The sequence below is a fragment of the Candidatus Pseudothioglobus sp. uisw_142 genome, from assembly GCF_059512465.1.
On sequence record NZ_CM183452.1, the window covers coordinates 351,457 to 366,386 of the forward strand.

Here is a 14,930-nt window from a genome sequence, read left to right on the forward strand (position 1 = left end):
TTCTTGGGTATTTTATTAGCTCATTAATTCTTTTGCAATACTTTGGCTCTAACGGATATGTTTTAAATACAGGCACAAACCGCACCTTAATTCTTCAGTGTTTGATTTGTATTATTTCAATGCCATGTTTTTATGTAATAAATAAAAATAATGCTTTAAAATTAATCGGTGTTTTATTCTGCTTCTTTATCTTTGTTGGAATTCATTATGAAATAATTTCGAGGCTTAAATAATTCTTTTTTTGACTTTATGAGTCTATGGGGTTATGCCAAATTTTGTTTTTATTTATTTGTTTTTCTAGTACTTTACTATTATTTTAGAGGAAAAGATTTTCTTTTAATTTCTAAATTTGTAAGATTTATTGTCATTATTTTATTTTCTTGAGAGCTTACTATATTTAGCTTTAAAAACATTAGGTTTAAATGAATTATCTAGATTATTTTATCCTTGATTCTGGGGGCAGTAGGTTTGCTGGAATTTTTATGATGAATAACTCATTAGTTGGTTTATTATCTTTATTCGTAATGTCTAATGTAATTTTTTTTGGTAGTGTGATACAAAAATACTTTTATATTAGCATTGCAACATTGTTGATCTTTCTTGCTGGTGAAAGAAGTATTTTTCTGGGTTATTTATTTTTTATGTTTGGTTATCTTCTCTTTTCTTATGATGCAAGTAATGATATTTTTAAAGTTAAAATAAGAATATTTTCAATCCTAGCATTTATTTTTCTAGGTTTTATAGTTTTATATACACTAGTGTATCGTGAAGATGCATTCTCTTCAGTAGGGTCATTTCTTCGCCCACTTTTAATTAGAATATATTTTTCATATCTTTCAATTGTCCATCTATTTGAATCTGGAAATACAATCTTTGGTTTTGGGCCATTTATTGATTTCCTTCCTATTAATAGTGGCAGATATGCACTCTAATTATGTGGGAAAATTTATAAATGTTGTATCAAATATTTTTGGACATGCTGAAAAAATATACTTTACTTCATTTCATGATTTGGGCAATGCAGAATCAGCTTCTTACACAGTTAATGCGCATAACACCTTTGTTTTACTTTTTTATCAATTTGGGTATTCTTTCATTTGTGTGCTTCTTTATTTTATATTTATATATTATTTTTCTTTATCTTATATAAAACAATATCTAAAAGAAATTTCATTTGAATCAAAGTCAAAAGATAAACAAGATATTAATGAAAATTACTTCCAATTATCTTCTTTGATTTTTATATTTGCTTGTATTCCACCTTTATTCTTTTTATCTATGAATAACTTCCTTTTGTTAGTTATTATTGCATTTGGGCATATAGGCTCTCTTCGTTTTAAAGTTAATAATGAATAGTAAAAAACAAACAATTCTAATAGCGGGACATACTGGTTTTGTTGGTAGTAGCCTTTCAGAGCAACTTGACTTAAATGGTTTTAATAATATAATTCCTATGTCAAAATCAAGTGGATTTGATCTTGCACGCCTTTCAGGATATGGTACTACAAACTGTGATATTGTAGTCAACCTATCTGGGCTAGTTGGAATAGACTTAAGCTGGAAGGAGCCTGAGAGATTCTATAAAGAAAATTTTTTAACAACTCTCAACTTGCTTGAAATTGCACGAAAAAACACCGCTTCATTTATTCATGTAAGTTCTTATGTTTATGGTGAGCCAGAATACCAGCCAATTGATGAAAATCATAAAGTTAAAGGCTATAATCCTTATGCTTCCTCTAAAATTTTGTCTGAGCAGCTTTGTATTGATTATGCAAATTATTATAATTTGCCAATTACTATACTAAGACCTTTCAATCTTTATGGTAATAACCAATCAAATCATTATTTAATTGCTCAATTAGTAGAAGCAGCTATAAATAAATCTAGTATTGAGATATATGATTATGATGCGAAGAGAGATTATTTATGGGTAGGAGATTTAGTAGATGGAATAATTAAGGTGATTAAAAGTAAAAAAAATAGCTTGGATATTTATAATATTGGTAGTGGTAAAAGTTACAGTGCAAGAGAAATTGTTAGCATAATTTCTGATCAAATCTCAGGGTTTGAAAATTATGTTGTTAATAGCGGTAAAAAAATATTAATTCAAGATTGTATTTGTGATAACACTTTATTTTCAAGAGATTTTAAATGGCAACCTAAAATAAGCATTAAAGATGGTATTGCTAAAATCATAAAACAAGTAAAATTAGATTGAAAGTTTCTTTTATTACCTTTGGTGGAAGAAAAATAGGAACTGGTCATTTATTTAGATGTTTAGCGATAGCTGATTGGATAAAGCTTTTCAAAATTGATACAGAAATATCATTTTATTTATATGACTCAGGTCTTGAAAATCAAAGTAAAGCTTTAGAAATTCTTCAAAGTAGATCTGTTTATCCTTGCAAAATCCATAATATAAATTCTATAAGGAAGTTAAATTTTGATAAAGTAATCTTGGATTTACTAGATGTGCCTATTGATTTAATGCAGTTGGTAAAAAAGAATTCTAATTTTTTAGTAACAATTGACAATTTGTCAGAGAGTAGAGAGTTATCAAATGTTGCTATAAACCCTCTATACTTCGGAATTAATAAAAGTAAAGTTATACATAACTATGTTGGGCCTAAATTTCACATAATTTCTAATACTTTTGAGAACATAAAAAGTAATTGGAAAAGTAAGGTTGAAAAAGTCTTAATTATTCAAGGTGGATCGGATCCTTTTGGAATTGCACCTAAAATAGTTAAAGATCTAGAATTTATATTACAAAGAAAATCAATTGTACTTCATGTTTTGATTGGTCCAGCATCGAATCATTCAATTCATTTATCCAGTTTAATAAATAAATATCCTGATCAAATAGAAATTCATGAAAATATTATCGATATGAGTTATTTTTTAGAGGATATTGATATAGCTATTTCTTCAATAGGAGTTGTGGCTTTTGAGATTGCTAGTATGGGAATACCAGCAATTCATGTTACTGGTATTGAAAAAGAGCTTGAAACTGCAGAGGCAATGAGTGCTTTGGGTGTTAGTATTAATATCGGACTTTATCACTCATTGCCTAATGAGTTTAATGATACATTAGTTAAATTAATTGATAATGAGTCTTTGAGAAAGGAAATGAGAGATAATTGTTTAAAGAATTTTAACGTTGGCTTTTCAAGAAAGTTGATTGAAATAATTATAAAAGGAGATACCGATGAAGAGCATCAAATTAGCTAATAAAATATATAATAATTCTTCACTACCCTATATTATTGCCGAAATTGGTGTGAATCATAATAATTCACTTGAAGAGGCAAAAAAAATGATTTTTTCTGCAAAAAATGGAGGTGCTACAGGAGTCAAATTTCAAACTTATAAAGCAGAAAAAATTGCAGCAAAAGATAGTCCCTATTATTGGGATTTAAAAATGGAGTCAAGTACTAATCAATATGATTTTTTCAAGAAGTGGGATCATTTTTCAGATAAAGATTACATTGAGTCTGCGAAATATGCCAATTCTATTGGAATTGACTTTTTATCTACACCGTTTGACTCTGATGCAATAGATTTTATAGATCCAATGGTTCCTTTTCATAAAATATCCTCTTCAGATATAACTAATACCCCTTTTTTAAGACATATAGCTAGCAAAAAAAAGCCAGTTATTCTTTCTACGGGGGCCTCTACTTTGTCTGAAATTGAAGTTGCTTTAGAAACACTTTATAGAAGTAATTGTAAAGATGTTGTTCTCCTTCAGTGTATTCTAAATTATCCTACAAAGTTTGAAAATGCAAATTTAAGTATGATGAATAGTCTTTCAAAATCATTCCCAAATTGTCATATTGGGCTTTCTGACCATACATTAGCAGATGAAAATATGCTTGTACTAACTACTGCATATACTATGGGTGCGAGGGTTATCGAGAAGCATTATACGTTTGATAAAACGATTAAAGGTGGAGATCACCTGCATTCAATGGATGAGAAAGATTTATCTAAATTAACTAAAAATATTGCTTTTGTTAATTCCCTTTTTGGCAGTGAATTAAAAGCACCATTGGAGTCTGAAGAGTTAGCTCGAAAGAACGCGAGGCGTTCGATTATTATTCAGAATAAGCTTAGTAAAGGGGACATAATAATGGAAAAGGATTTAACTTATAAACGTCCAGCTTCAGGAATAAGTGCATCAAGCTGGGATGATGTTATTGGTAGAATCGTGAATAAAGATCTTGATTTTGATCATATTTTGCAATGGGATGATTTGTTATAACTATTTTAGATGATGCCATTAGTTAGTATAATAATGAACTGCTTCAATGGAGAGCGTTTTCTTCAAAAGGCAATTGAATCAATATATAGTCAAACCTATGCTAATTGGGAGATTATTTTTTGGGATAATGCATCTACAGATGGGAGTGCAATTATTGCCAAATCTTTTGATGATAAATTAAGATACTTTTTGGCGCCAAAAATGACACCACTTGGAGAGGCCCGAAATTTAGCATTAAATAAAGCCAAAGGGAAATATGTAGCGTTTTTAGATTGTGATGATCTGTATTTTCCGCATAAAATTGAAAAACAGATTCAGTTAATGGAGAAAAGTAAATTGGTTATGTCATATGGTAGCAGTATTACTATCAATGAGGATAACAAAGAAATTAGAAGGATTAAGGTTAAAAATCAAAGTGGATACATGTTTAATTGTTTGTTAAAACATTATGAAATTAACATGCAAAGTGTAATGCTTCTTAAATCTTTTTTAATCGAAAAAGAACTTGAATTTGACATAGGTTTTAAATATTGTCCAGATTACAAATTATTTATGCAAATTGCCTCTCAAATGTCTATTGGAGTAGTAAAAGATTTTATTGTCAGTTACAGAGTAGTAAAAAATTCTTTGTCTGAGAAGACTTTATTTATAGCTGGAACCGAGGTTCGTAGAGCTCTTGAAGCAATTGAAGAGAGCCAACCAGGTTTGAAAAAAAAGTTTAGTAAAGAATTTATGCAAGCTTATGGTAAATCAGAATATTATGACGCAGTTGCGTTAATTTATAGTAATGAAGTATGTCAGGCTCGTAAAAAAATTAAACCCTTAATTTCTTTAAGGTATGAGTACTTATTACTTTATTTCTTAACCTTTTTGCCAATATCTAATAAGTTAATTCTTAAGCTTTTAAGACGATGATAGTTGCTATTACTGGTGGAAGAGGTTTTATTGGGAGCTGTCTTGTAGAAAAACATCTTAAGGAAAATGATGAAGTAAGGATTCTTTCTAGGGAAAATAAATTTAGAAAAAATAAAGCTAAAGTTTTTATTGGAGATTTAGCAAAAAATAATAGTAACTTTTCTAATTTTCTGGATGGTGCAGATGTCCTTTACCATTGTGCAGGTGAGTATAATAATGAATTGATGATGCGGAAACTGCATGTTGATGGCACTCAAGCTTTAGTTAATGCCTCGAAGGGAAGAATAGGTAGGTGGCTTCAGCTGAGCAGTGTTGGTGTCTATGGGCCTCATAGTAGAGGAGTAATTACAGAAAATTCTATTGTAAATCCTTATGGGTTGTATGAAGAAACTAAAGCTGAATCTGAAGAGATTGTTATCAATAGTGGAGTTCCTTTTGTAATTTTGAGGCCCTCAAATGTGATTGGTGAATTTATGAGAAATCAATCTATTTTTCATCTTATCAACATGATTAAAAAAGGTTATTTTGTGTATTTAGGAAAAAAATCCTCTCTAGCCAATTATGTTCATGTTAGTGATGTAGCAAGTGCGTTGATGTGTTGTGCAAAATCAAATCAGTCTTTAGGAAAAGTTTATAATATCTCACAAACTATTTCAGTTGAAGAGATGGTTAATGCCATAATGCTAGGTTTGGAAATTGATCGAAAAATTCCTCGAATTCCTGAACTTCCAGTTCGTATATTAGTAAAGCTTTTTGAAAAATTTCCTGGGTTTCCTTTGACACTTTCAAGAGTTGATGCTTTAACAACTAAAAATCAATATGACTCAAAAAAAATAATTGATGAATTAAATTTCGAATTTAGTTCTCAATTAGAGGAGCACTTCCAATTACTAGCAAAATTAAAATAGCAATAGTAGTTTCTTCACCAATGACCGCTAATGTTTTTTTAGCTGATCAGATTGAGAAGTTATCAGACTTTTATGATGTTACTATTGTGGCAAATCTAAGTAGTAAGAAACATTTACTAAAAGAAATTTCAAATTTTGCAAATTTAAAAAATATTCCAATTCAAAGAGAAATAGAATTATTTAGTGATATTAAGGCTTTGTTTCTATTAATGAGCTTTCTTCACAGAGAAAAATTTACTTTAGTTCATTCAGTTTCACCCAAAGCAGGCTTCATTGCAATGCTTGCTTCTTGGCTTGTAAGAGTTCCAGTTAGAATTAACACATATACCGGTCAGCCTTGGGCAACAAAAAAAGGCATTCTTAGGAATTTATTGCGTACTTTTGATAAGGCAATTTATTTATTAGCAACAAAAATTTTCGTAGATAGTCAATCACAGCTTACATTTCTAGAAAATGATAACATCATATCAAAATCAAAGGCACTAGTCATTGGTGAAGGATCAATTAGTGGAGTAGACTTAGAACGTTTTAAGTTTGATGCTGAAGTTAGGTCCGAAATGAGAAATAAATTTGGATTTAATGATTCAACTTTCATTCTTCTTTTTGTTGGGCGAATAAAAAAAGATAAGGGTATTCTTGAGTTGCTAAAAGCTTTTTCAATAATTCATCAAGAATTTGAAAACTCAGCTCTCTGGTGTGTTGGGCCAGATGAAGATAGCTTGCAAGATAAGCTTGAAAAAGTTAATGGGGTAAGTTTTTTTCCTTACACAGAAGCGCCTGAAAATTTTATGAAATCAGCTGATTTATTTTGCTTGCCAAGTTACAGAGAAGGTTTTGGAACAGCAGTAATTGAAGCAGCAGCCTGTGGTATACCATCAATTGGAACAAATATTTATGGACTTATTGATGCTGTAATTGATGGTCAAACTGGTATCCTAATTGAGCCAAAAGACTATGAAGCTCTTGCAAGCTCTATAAGAGCTCTAATTAATGATGAAAAACTTAGAAAAAAAATGGGAAAGGCTGCAAGATTAAGGGCTCAAGAAAGTTTTTCAAAAGATTTTATTACAAAAGAAATTATTAAACAATATAAAATATTAATACAAAACTCTTCCTAGGTGTTTGAGTATATTTTTTAGTGCATTAAAATTAAACTTACTTTATTATAGCTTGTGAAAAAAAAACTAGACATACTATTAAGTTTGATATTTTTAATATTTTTATCGTTCCCGATGCTGTTAATTGCTCTGATGATTTTCATTTCTTCTAGAGGTCCAATAATATTTTGGTCTAAAAGAGTTGGCAAAAATGGAAAATTATTTTGGATGCCTAAATTTAGATCTATGCGTGTTGATACTCCACAAGTTGCTACCCACCTTATGAATAACCCTGAAGAATTTCTGTTCCCATTTGGTAGGTTTCTTCGTCGTACTAGCCTAGATGAGCTTCCACAACTATTTTCTATTTTTAAAGGAGATATGAGTTTTGTAGGACCTCGTCCTGCTCTTTTTAATCAGAAAGATCTTATAGAACTAAGAAATAAGAATGGTTTAGGTGTTTTGCTGCCTGGATTAACTGGATGGGCACAAGTTAATGGAAGAGATGATTTATCAATTCCTGAGAAAGTTGCTTTTGAGGTAGAATATCTACATAGAAAGTCATTATTGTTTGATATAAAAATACTTTGGATGACTTTCCTGAAAGTAATCAAAAGAAAGGGAGTGTCTCATTAAAGTATCTAGTTTAAATTAAACTATAATATATATTTTTTCAAATGTTAATTAAGTAGATATTTGAAAAAATACTTTAGAATTCTCAAACAATTTTTTCGATGAAAAAAAGGCCTATCTAATTGTTCAAATCAATACTAAATAAAATAATTCATCTAAATCGCTTTGCAAAGCAATTGATTATGGTACTAAGTGATTCGATTCTGGTCACTCTTGCATTATTGGGTTCGTTTTCTATCAGATTGGGTTATTTGTATTGGCCACAAGATATTGTTGTTTGGGTTATCTTCATTGCGCCTGCTATTGCTATTCCTATTTTTGTTACTTTCCGATTGTATCGTTCTGTTGTTAGGTATTTGGGGGCTAAGGCTCTATGGTCAATTACTCAAGCTATTACACTCTATGCGGTAATTTGGGGCCTTGTAGGTTATGAGTTCTCAAGATGGAATTCTCTTCCAATGACAGCAGAAGGAATACCAAGATCAGTAATATTGATAAATTGGATGTTAGTCCTTATTGCAATTGGTAGTTCAAGATTATTAGCAAGACGTATATTTGCAGATGAGCAAGTTTTGCAAGTTGGAGAAAAAAATAATGTAGTTATTTATGGTGCTGGATCTTCTGGTAGAGAACTTTCACATGCCTTACAATTATCTTCAGAATATATGCATATTGCTTATATTGATGATAATTTAGCTAAGGATAGGGCTTATATAAATAATATTCCAGTATTTTCACACAACGATATTGAAAAATTAATTAAAAAAAATAATATTACTGATATTTTTTTAGCATTGCCCTCTATTTCACGTAAAAAGCGTAATAAGATAATTGAAAAATTAAGTTTTTTTTCCATTCATGTTAAGATTTTGCCAAGTGTTGCAGACCTTACAGGGGGAAGGGTAAAAATTGACGATTTACTAGAAATTGATACTGAAGATTTATTAGGCAGAATACCAGTAGAACCAGATGAATCTTTACTCAAGATTAAAATAACTAATAAGGTCATTATGGTTTCTGGCGCAGGTGGTTCAATTGGATCAGAACTTTGCCGACAGATATTATATTTAAAGCCAAAAATATTAATTCTATTTGATATTAGTGAAGCCTCACTCTATCAAATTGAACAAGAAATTATTAACATTGGTATTTCAGGTGTTGACCTAATACCAATTATTGGTTCAGTGCGCTCTAAGAGCCAACTCATAAGGATTTTTAAAAAATACAAAGTTGAAACTATATATCACGCTGCTGCTTACAAACATGTTCCTCTAGTTGAGCAAAACCCAGCTGAAGGAGTTCTTAATAACTCAGTTGGTACAATGGCTATAGCAGAAGCAGCAATTGACGCAAATGTAGGTACATTTGTGTTAATTTCTACTGACAAAGCTGTTAGACCTACCAATATAATGGGAGCAACTAAGCGTGTTGCAGAATTAGTTTTACAGTCATTTGCAGTGCGAGATCATAATACATGTTTTACAATGGTTCGATTTGGAAACGTCCTTGGCTCCAGTGGCTCAGTAATACCTTTGTTTAAAAAGCAAATTCGGGAGGGTGGACCAATAACTGTGACTGATGTAAATGTGGTTCGTTATTTTATGACTATTCCTGAGTCAGTAGAATTAGTTCTTCAAGCCGGTGCAATGGGGCAAGGAGGAGATGTTTTTGTTTTAGATATGGGAGACCCTGTAAAGATTTATGACTTAGCAGTTAAAATGATTCATCTTAGTGGATTAGAGGTATTAGATGAGGATAATCAGGATGGAGATATAGAAATCCAATTTACTGGCTTAAGACCTGGTGAGAAGCTCTATGAAGAGCTACTGGTTGGTGATAATGTTTCAATAACAAACAACAAGATGATTATGCGTGCTCGAGAGAAAATGATAGCTTGGGATATTTTAAAACCAATGTTAGAAGATCTCACATACGCTGCAAATAATGATGAACAGAAAAAAATTAAAAAGTTACTAAATCAAATCGTACCAGAATTTATTCCAAACACTCCCCATAAAGATTAATTATTTAATCTATTAAGGTTATGAAATATAGATCTGAAATTGATGGATTAAGAGCACTAGCAGTTCTGCCTGTTATTTTTTTTCATGCTGGATTTGAATTCTTTAGTGGTGGATTTATTGGCGTAGATGTTTTTCTAGTGATTAGTGGCTATTTAATTACCACAATTATTATTACAGAAATGTCTGAAAATAAATTCAGCATTCTTAATTTCTATGAGCGTCGAGCGCGTCGAATTTTGCCAGCGCTATTTTTTGTGATGTTCTTGAGTTTACCTTTTGCCTGGTTTTGGTTAACTCCAAATGACCTTAAGGACTTTGGCCAAAGTTTGATAGCAACCTCTACTTTTTCATCTAATATCCTCTTTTGGTTAGAAAGTGGATACTTTGATACTGCAGCTGAGCTTAAACCACTCCTTCATACTTGGAGTTTGGCAGTTGAAGAGCAATATTATATTCTTTTCCCTCTCTTTCTTCTGGTCACTTGGCATTTGGGGCTTAAGTGGATTGTAGCTATATTAACGATAGTTTTTATAATCAGCTTAGGTCTGGCAAATTGGGGAGCTTATAACAAACCTAATGCTGCATTTTATTTATTACCTACAAGAGGGTGGGAGTTATTAATTGGAGTCTTTCTTGCATTATATATTAATAAAAAAAGCTACCTAAAATCCAATCTACTAAATCAATTATTTAGCTTACTTGGTTTTGGAATGATTGCGTACGCGATTATTATTTTTGATGAATCAACTCCTTTTCCAAGTTTTTATACATTGATTCCAGTAATTGGAACAGCTTTGTTAATCCTCTCTGCAGTTCCTAAAACCTTAACTCATAAGTTGTTAAGTTTTTCACCATTAGTGAAAGTTGGATTAATTTCATACAGTGCATATCTATGGCATCAGCCAATATTTGCATTTGCACGTCATAGATTTCTTTTTGAAATCTCAGACTATTTACTAATCATCTTATGTTTTTTTTCTTTAGTTATGGCTTATATAAGTTGGCGATGGATAGAGAGTCCATTTAGAAATAAAAATAGAATCTCCAAGAGTACAGTGTTCAATTTTGCTCTTTTTGGAATAATTTTTTATAGCTTAGTTGGTTTTGGTCTTCATAAAGAAAGTGGTTTTCCTCAGCGTGTTAATTTTGAAGAAGAATTGATCCGTTCATTTGATAGGCCAAGTGCAGAAGAATGTTTTGACATTCCGTTTAATCATATCAATGATAACTGGGGGTGTTATTTAGGTGAATCTAAGACCAATATAGATTTTATTTTATTTGGTGATTCTCATTCTCTATCACTTAAAGAGTTAGTTGATGATATGGGTATAAAAAATAATCTTAGTATATTTTATACGGGCTCCTCTGGTTGTATCCCATTTTTAGGGGTCCACGTTAATAGAAATGATCAATATGAAAATAACTGTAATTTATTAAATGACAGGGTTGCTCAATTTGCTAAAGATAGTAAGATTAAAGGCATAATACTTTCATCAAAATGGGCTTTTTACACAAATGGCGCATATGATAGTTCTTCTTTCCAGTTTATTTCAAACTCAGATCAAGGACCATATTCATCAGAAGAAAGTATCAATTCATTTAGAAATGGTTTAGATTTGACTGCTCAAAAATATTTAGCTAGCAATATTCCAATTCATATAATATCACAACCCCCTTATCAGTTGAAAAATCCAGAAAGCCTTTATTTTCGAATTAAAAAAGGACTAGGAAGTATTCAGGAGTTATCGGTTAAACATAGAGATTTTAGTAATTTAGAAAAAATTACAAAAGATATATTTATGAATAAAACAGATGACATAAATTTTTATTATATTGGAGATATTTTTGTCAAAATTCTGTATGCTCATTTGGAACAAATACTCATAGTTATTATTATGATGATAATCACTTTTAATGTATGTTTGGCGCTGAAAAATTAAGGGAAACTCTCAAAGAGATATTCTTATAAAATTAATTTATATATTGGATTTAAATAATTTAATTCAAATAAACTCAAAAAGAAAATTCATATTCCTTTGTATTTAACTGGAATGAACCCTCCACGATGAGGCTCATATCCTTTAAAGAGTTTTGGAGGAATTAAGCCACTAAGGATATGTTGTCTTTCTGGAGTAAGATCCTCATATTGAGTGTTACCACTAATTAGTCTAGCAATGCCAGTTGGAGAGAATAAGATATTTGGACCAGAAGTATATTCAAACTTTAGCCAACATCTTGAAGCATGTGGTTTTGCGTTGAGACGATGCACAACATTGCCACAGTGAAACTGAATTGACCCTTTTTTACCAATACATGGAAGAACTTTTGAATCCCATTTACTGTTTTCAATAGTCTCATCAGAAAGAGGTGCTGAGGTGCATGGGAGTTTATGACTGCCTGAAAGAATTTCCATATGATTGCCTTCAAGAACAACATCATCAAAATATACCGCTGCTTGAATTAGGCATGAATGATCAACATGCCATGCAACAGCAGTATATTCTTGCCGAGAGTCTGCAGGTGTTGGCCTACTACTCCTATCAAGGCTTGTTGTTTTTCGACGAGGTCGAACCTCTCTTACAAATGGATAATTTCGAGCATAAGGAAGGCGTCCAATATAATTTTGCATTACCTTTACTATAAATTCGTTCATCCATAAGTCTTGAATATCTAAAGACATTGAATTACTTATCCAATCCTCTGGAGTATCTTCATTAGACTCACCAATTGATGGAGGAAAGAAAGAAGAATGTTTTTTCTAAACTCCTCTAAATAATCTTCAGAAAAGAATCCATCAACAACAGCAGCACCATGTTTTCTTATTGTATCTGCTGTCAAATTCGCTAGATTTTCAGGATCAACTTCATCACTATTAATCACAAGAGAGTCATTTGCAATTTTTGTAGTTGGATTTTGAATCGGAAAACGTTTAAATCTTATTCTTGTAATAAGCCTTCCGGGAGAAAATATATTGAGAAAAATTAGCTTAAAAAAGCTTAAGGTTCCATAATATTCTCCATAAAAACGCTTCTCATCTCTGAAAAGAAAAAACTTGCCAAGAGATTTGAATCTAGGCCATAAGTATTTATAAACTTTAGACATAACACCCTCTCACATAATAAATAAATTAAACATAAATCTAATTAATTGTTGCCGATACCTTGAATGTTTGCGAAATGATTAGTTGCCTCTAAATAACCTCTGACACTTCCACAATCAAAACGATTGCCTTTAAATTTATACGCAATGACCTTGCCTTTTTTGGCTTGCTGAAGCAAAGCATCAGTAATTTGTATTTCACCATTTTTTGTTGGTTTAATTTTCCTTAGAATATCAAAAATATCTGGAGTTAATATATAACGACCAACAATTGCATTAAAATTTTCAGCACTATCAAGATTGATTCCATTACTAACAGAACCAATCAAATCTTTTGGTTTTGGTTTTTCAAGCATATTGGTCACTCTAAAAGTATCATTCATGTTGTTGATAGACTCTCCAAATATTACTCCATAATTTTCTACTTGAGATAAAGGAACTTCTTGTATAGCTATAACAGAGCATTTATATTTTTTATAGATTTCAATTAATTGAGATGTGACTCCATCATCAACATTGTGACACAAATCGTCAGCGAGAATAACTGCAAAGGGTTTATTTCCTACAAGAGGTTCACCTGTTAATATTGCATGACCAAGGCCAAGCATTTGTCTCTGTCGTACATATGTAAAAGTTGCCTTCTCAATGACATTTTTGATTTCATCAAGATAATGTTCTTTTGGTGTACCTGTTAGTTGTGACTCTAGTTCGTAAGCATTATCAAAGTGATCTTCAATTGCACGCTTTCCACGTCCAGTTACTATAGCCATATTCTTTAAGCCTGCACTCAATGCCTCTTCTACTCCATATTGTAATAAAGGCTTAGTAAGAATTGGTAACATTTCTTTAGGGACTGCTTTTGTTGCAGGCAAAAATCGAGTGCCGAATCCAGCTGCAGGAAATAGACAAGTGCTTATCACGGTTTTTTTATTTTTTCTAAACTAATAAAATTAGAATCTAACTGAATTAGTCTTACCATTCTGCATATTTCATATTTCATATTTCATATTTCATAGTCACTTTGAGAGTAATCATTTATATTGTCAAAAACATCAGATTTAGAAAATGCTCTATATCTTTTGATAAATTCGTTGGATAATTTTTTTTTCATATGGTTTTTGTCAGCAGTGACAATAAAGATTATATATACAGAATTGAAGCTATGAAAACTTAAAATTTAATTAGATATATTTTAGTCTTAATTTAATAATTAATCTAGATTAGATAGAGTTAACAAAATAATCGAACAGGCAATGAAAACATAGATGATAATAACTAATTTATAATAGTATCATATGGTAAATTGGATATAAATGATAATTTATTTCAAACTGATTATGAATTCACATTTAGGAGTGATGCTTGATTAATCAAGGACTCAAAAGGATTGAAAAATTATTTTTAAACTCAATCCAAACTAAAGAGTTGATTGTTAAAGATGAGTTATTCAACTCATTAGCAGCAATGGGTGATTTAGCAACAGACTCAATCATTAATGGCGGAAAGATTATGCTGTGTGGCAATGGTGGCTCTGCAGCAGATGCTCAGCATTTAGCAGCTGAACTAATTGTTCGCTTGAAATCAATGAATAATAGGGAGGGCATTGCAGCAATATCGCTCGCTCAAGATACATCAACAATAACAGCATGTGGTAACGATTTTGGTTTTGATTTTCTTTATGAGCGCTTAATAATATCTCTTGGAAATGATGGCGATTGCTTAATTGGAATTACCACCTCTGGAAATTCAAAGAATGTTATTCGTGCCATGAAGGCAGCCAAAGAAATGAATATTAAAGTCTTTGGTTTTTTGGGTAGTGGCGGTGGCAAAGCTTTAGAATATTGCGATGAGTTTTTTGTAGTGCCGAGTGAGGATACAGGAAGAATTCAAGAGGCTCATATTACTGCTGGCCATGCTTTAATGGAATATATTGAAGATAGATTACTAGAATGTGGTCATATTAATTTACAAAATAAACCATAAGATAGAT

At 31.1% G+C, this 14,930-nt stretch carries 15 protein-coding genes; 12 read left to right on the top strand and 3 right to left on the bottom strand.

What is annotated here, in order from left to right; genetic code table 11:
* The first annotated feature begins 422 nt into the window (after window positions 1-422).
* From AC5YGB_RS01820 to AC5YGB_RS01870, 11 genes are all read left to right on the top strand, one after another.
* Complete coding sequence (locus AC5YGB_RS01820; protein WP_496137582.1) at window positions 423-932, top strand: hypothetical protein; 510 nt, start codon at window positions 423-425, stop codon at window positions 930-932.
* A complete protein-coding gene (locus AC5YGB_RS01825) occupies window positions 913-1,356 on the top strand; it encodes a hypothetical protein (protein ID WP_496137583.1) in 444 nt (147 codons plus the stop codon). Before AC5YGB_RS01820 ends, AC5YGB_RS01825 begins: the two co-directional genes overlap by 20 nt.
* Window positions 1,349-2,218 carry an NAD-dependent epimerase/dehydratase family protein gene (locus AC5YGB_RS01830; protein WP_496137584.1) on the top strand — a complete coding sequence of 290 codons (870 nt, stop codon included), beginning with the start codon at window positions 1,349-1,351 and terminating at the stop codon, window positions 2,216-2,218. The genes AC5YGB_RS01825 and AC5YGB_RS01830 overlap by 8 nt, the downstream gene beginning before the upstream one ends.
* Window positions 2,215-3,231, top strand: coding sequence for a hypothetical protein (locus tag AC5YGB_RS01835; protein WP_496137585.1), 1,017 nt, complete (start codon window positions 2,215-2,217; stop codon window positions 3,229-3,231). Before AC5YGB_RS01830 ends, AC5YGB_RS01835 begins: the two co-directional genes overlap by 4 nt.
* A complete protein-coding gene (locus AC5YGB_RS01840) occupies window positions 3,209-4,264 on the top strand; it encodes an N-acetylneuraminate synthase family protein (protein WP_496137586.1) in 1,056 nt (351 codons plus the stop codon). The genes AC5YGB_RS01835 and AC5YGB_RS01840 overlap by 23 nt, the downstream gene beginning before the upstream one ends.
* A gap of 33 nt (window positions 4,265-4,297) precedes the next feature.
* The gene (locus tag AC5YGB_RS01845) at window positions 4,298-5,179 is read left to right on the top strand and encodes a glycosyltransferase (protein ID WP_496137587.1); all 882 of its coding nucleotides are present in this window, start codon (window positions 4,298-4,300) and stop codon (window positions 5,177-5,179) included.
* On the top strand, window positions 5,176-6,087 hold the full coding sequence (locus tag AC5YGB_RS01850) for an NAD-dependent epimerase/dehydratase family protein (protein ID WP_496137588.1): 912 nt from the start codon (window positions 5,176-5,178) through the stop codon (window positions 6,085-6,087). Before AC5YGB_RS01845 ends, AC5YGB_RS01850 begins: the two co-directional genes overlap by 4 nt.
* Before the next feature lie 20 nt (window positions 6,088-6,107).
* Entirely contained in the window at window positions 6,108-7,205 is a 1,098-nt protein-coding gene (locus AC5YGB_RS01855; protein WP_496137589.1) for a glycosyltransferase, read from the top strand.
* A gap of 54 nt (window positions 7,206-7,259) precedes the next feature.
* Window positions 7,260-7,820 carry a sugar transferase gene (locus tag AC5YGB_RS01860; RefSeq protein ID WP_496137590.1) on the top strand — a complete coding sequence of 187 codons (561 nt, stop codon included), beginning with the start codon at window positions 7,260-7,262 and terminating at the stop codon, window positions 7,818-7,820.
* 179 nt (window positions 7,821-7,999) lie between these two features.
* The gene (locus tag AC5YGB_RS01865) at window positions 8,000-9,841 is read left to right on the top strand and encodes a polysaccharide biosynthesis protein (protein WP_496137591.1); all 1,842 of its coding nucleotides are present in this window, start codon (window positions 8,000-8,002) and stop codon (window positions 9,839-9,841) included.
* 20 nt (window positions 9,842-9,861) lie between these two features.
* Window positions 9,862-11,781 carry an acyltransferase family protein gene (locus AC5YGB_RS01870; protein ID WP_496137592.1) on the top strand — a complete coding sequence of 640 codons (1,920 nt, stop codon included), beginning with the start codon at window positions 9,862-9,864 and terminating at the stop codon, window positions 11,779-11,781.
* Window positions 11,782-11,867: 86 nt separating this feature from the next.
* On the opposite strand, the gene AC5YGB_RS01875 is transcribed toward AC5YGB_RS01870, so the two are convergent.
* From AC5YGB_RS01875 to galU, 3 genes are read right to left on the bottom strand one after another with little or no spacing between them, the layout of a single operon-like run.
* The gene (locus AC5YGB_RS01875) at window positions 11,868-12,521 is read right to left on the bottom strand and encodes a hypothetical protein (protein ID WP_496137593.1); all 654 of its coding nucleotides are present in this window, start codon (window positions 12,519-12,521) and stop codon (window positions 11,868-11,870) included.
* An 8-nt stretch (window positions 12,522-12,529) separates the two neighbouring features.
* Window positions 12,530-12,943 carry a hypothetical protein gene (locus tag AC5YGB_RS01880; protein WP_496137594.1) on the bottom strand — a complete coding sequence of 138 codons (414 nt, stop codon included), beginning with the start codon at window positions 12,941-12,943 and terminating at the stop codon, window positions 12,530-12,532.
* 41 nt (window positions 12,944-12,984) lie between these two features.
* Window positions 12,985-13,860: a UTP--glucose-1-phosphate uridylyltransferase GalU gene (gene galU / locus AC5YGB_RS01885; RefSeq protein ID WP_496137595.1), complete on the bottom strand. Its 876-nt coding sequence runs from the start codon at window positions 13,858-13,860 to the stop codon at window positions 12,985-12,987.
* A gap of 442 nt (window positions 13,861-14,302) precedes the next feature.
* Between galU and AC5YGB_RS01890 the strand changes: the two genes are divergently transcribed.
* Window positions 14,303-14,923: an SIS domain-containing protein gene (locus tag AC5YGB_RS01890; protein ID WP_496137596.1), complete on the top strand. Its 621-nt coding sequence runs from the start codon at window positions 14,303-14,305 to the stop codon at window positions 14,921-14,923.
* The last annotated feature ends 7 nt before the right edge of the window (window positions 14,924-14,930 follow it).